This is a genomic window from Isoptericola sp. NPDC057559, from assembly GCF_042801555.1.
Lineage (GTDB): Bacteria > Actinomycetota > Actinomycetes > Actinomycetales > Cellulomonadaceae > Isoptericola.
Window position 1 is genome coordinate 2,157 of record NZ_JBHVFQ010000053.1, and the last position, 3,408, is coordinate 5,564.

The following is a 3,408-nucleotide window of genomic DNA, read 5'->3' on the forward strand; positions in this document are numbered from 1 at the left end:
TGATCGGCTTCGGTCGGTGACTGGTTTCGGCTGGTGTGGGTGTGGGTGGGTGTCGGGGTAGGCGTGCCGTGGGGTCTGCGGGTTCGTCCGTTGCTTGAGAACTGCATAGTGGACGCGAGCATCCCAGATGTTCAGTACTGGTTTGGTCGGCGGTCGGCTCCTTTGGGGGTTGGTTGTTGATCGGACTGGTTTTCTGATCTCTGTGAAATATTGTAGTGTGTCGAAGTTTTTAAGGGCACAGGGTGGATGCCTTGGCACTAGGAGCCGAAGAAGGACGTTGTAGCCTGCGATAAGCCTCGGGGAGTTGGCAAACGAGCTGTGATCCGAGGATGTCCGAATGGGGGAACCCGGCTGGGGTCATGCCCAGTCACCTGCATCTGAATACATAGGGTGTAGGGGGGAACGTCGGGAAGTGAAACATCTCAGTACCGACAGGAAGAGATATTCCGTGAGTAGTGGCGAGCGAAAGCGGATGAGGCCAAACCGTGTGTGTGTCAAGCTGTCAGGCGTTGCACATGCGGGGTTGTGGGACCTTCTGACCAGATCTGACAGTCTGGTAGCCAGTAAGAAAGCCGTGTCATAGTCGAACCGCATTGAAAGGCGGACCGTAGTGGGTGTGAGTCCCGTAGACGAAATGGTGCGGCCTGGTTGAGGGGATCCCAAGTAGCACGGGGCCCGAGAAATCTCGTGTGAATCTGGCAAGACCACTTGCTAAGCCTAAATACTACCTAGTGACCGATAGCGGACAAGTACCGTGAGGGAAAGGTGAAAAGTACCCCGGGAGGGGAGTGAAATAGTACCTGAAACCGTGTGCCTACAATCCGTCGGAGCCTCCCTAGCAGGGGTGACGGCGTGCCTTTTGAAGAATGAGCCTGCGAGTTAGTGCTCGGTGGCGAGGTTAACCCGTGTGGGGAAGCCGTAGCGAAAGCGAGTCCGAATAGGGCGATACAGTCGCCGGGTCTAGACCCGAAGCGAAGTGATCTAGCCATGGGCAGGTTGAAGCGCCGGTAAGACGGCGTGGAGGACCGAACCCACTTAGGTTGAAAACTGAGGGGATGACCTGTGGTTAGGGGTGAAAGGCCAATCAAACTTCGTGATAGCTGGTTCTCCCCGAAATGCATTTAGGTGCAGCGTCACGTGTTTCTTGCCGGAGGTAGAGCTACTGGATGGCTAATGGGCCCTACCAGGTTACTGACGTCAGCCAAACTCCGAATGCCGGTAAGACATAGCGTGGCAGTGAGACTGCGGGGGATAAGCTTCGTAGTCGAGAGGGAAACAGCCCAGATCATCGGCTAAGGCCCCTAAGCGTGTGCTCAGTGGGAAAGGATGTGGAGTTGCACAGACAACCAGGAGGTTGGCTTAGAAGCAGCCACCCTTGAAAGAGTGCGTAATAGCTCACTGGTCAAGTGATTCCGCGCCGACAATGTAGCGGGGCTCAAGTACACCGCCGAAGCCGTGGCACTCACACGTTAGCCCAGCACCGACTTGATCGGTGTTCAGGTGTGTGGGTGGGTAGGGGAGCGTCGTGTGGGCAGTGAAGCTGCAGGGTGACCTAGTGGTGGAGCCCACACGAGTGAGAATGCAGGCATGAGTAGCGAATGACGGGTGAGAAACCCGTCCGCCGAATGACCAAGGGTTCCAGGGCCAGGTTAATCCGCCCTGGGTAAGTCGGGACCTAAGGCGAGGCCGACAGGCGTAGTCGATGGACAAGGAGTTGATATTCTCCTACCGGCGAAGAACCGCCCATACCGAGCCCGGTGATGCTAACCGCCCCAATGGCGACATCGTGACCTTCGGGTCACACCGTCGCCGGCGGCGTGGGACCCGAACCGGTAGTAGGTAAGCGTGTTAACAGGGGTGACGCAGGAAGGTAGCCCGGCGTGGCGATGGTAGTCCACGTCCAAGGTTGTAGCCCGCTTCGTAGGCAAATCCGCGAAGCACATAGGGTGAGAACTGATAGTGACCGCGTATGCGGGAAACGGGTGATCCTCTGCTGCCAAGAAAAGCCTCGACGCGAGGTTCTAGCCGCCCGTACCCCAAACCGACTCAGGTGGTCAGGTAGAGAATACTAAGGCGATCGAGCGAATCGTGGTTAAGGAACTCGGCAAAATGCCCCCGTAACTTCGGGAGAAGGGGGGCCTGATCCGTGAACACCCTAGCGGTGGGAAGCGGTGAGGGCCGCAGAGACCAGGGAGAAGCGACTGTTTACTAAAAACACAGGTCCGTGCGAAGTCGCAAGACGATGTATACGGACTGACGCCTGCCCGGTGCTGGAAGGTTAAGAGGACGGGTCAACTTCGGTGAAGCCCAGAATTTAAGCCCCAGTAAACGGCGGTGGTAACTATAACCATCCTAAGGTAGCGAAATTCCTTGTCGGGTAAGTTCCGACCTGCACGAATGGCGTAACGACTTCTCCGCTGTCTCAACCGCGAGCTCGGCGAAATTGCACTACGAGTAAAGATGCTCGTTACGCGCAGCAGGACGGAAAGACCCCGGGACCTTTACTATAGCTTGGTATTGGTGTTCGGTGTGGCTTGTGTAGGATAGGTGGGAGACTGTGAGACCCGGCCGCCAGGTCGGGAGGAGTCATCGTTGAAATACCACTCTGGCCATATCGACCATCTAACCTCGGTCCGTAATCCGGATCAGGGACAGTGCCTGGTGGGTAGTTTAACTGGGGCGGTTGCCTCCCAAAATGTAACGGAGGCGCTCAAAGGTTCCCTCAGCCTGGTTGGCAATCAGGTGTCGAGTGCAAGTGCACAAGGGAGCTTGACTGTGAGACCGACAGGTCGAGCAGGGACGAAAGTCGGAACTAGTGATCCGGCGGTGGCTTGTGGAAGCGCCGTCGCTCAACGGATAAAAGGTACCCCGGGGATAACAGGCTGATCTTGCCCAAGAGTCCATATCGACGGCATGGTTTGGCACCTCGATGTCGGCTCGTCGCATCCTGGGGCTGGAGTAGGTCCCAAGGGTTGGGCTGTTCGCCCATTAAAGCGGTACGCGAGCTGGGTTTAGAACGTCGTGAGACAGTTCGGTCCCTATCCGCTGCGCGCGCAGGAAACTTGAGAAGGGCTGTCCCTAGTACGAGAGGACCGGGACGGACGAACCTCTGGTGTGCCAGTTGTTCCGCCAGGAGCACGGCTGGTTAGCTACGTTCGGAAGGGATAACCGCTGAAAGCATCTAAGCGGGAAGCCTGCTTCAAGATGAGGTTTCCATCCCCCTCGGGGGTGAAGGCACCCAGCTAGACCACTGGGTAGATAGGCCGGATGTGGAAGACAGGACGAAAGACTGTCGGAGCTGACCGGTACTAATAAGCCAACAACTTCACACACACCCAACACTGTTGGCAATAACATGCTTGCGTCCACTATGCGGTTCCCGAGAAACGGGCACCACCCCCACCCCCC

Annotated in this window: 1 rRNA gene; it reads left to right on the forward strand. The window is 57.0% G+C overall.

What is annotated here, in order from left to right:
• The first annotated feature begins 218 nt into the window (after window positions 1–218).
• Window positions 219–3,332, forward strand: a 23S ribosomal RNA gene (locus ACFU5J_RS21830).
• The last annotated feature ends 76 nt before the right edge of the window (window positions 3,333–3,408 follow it).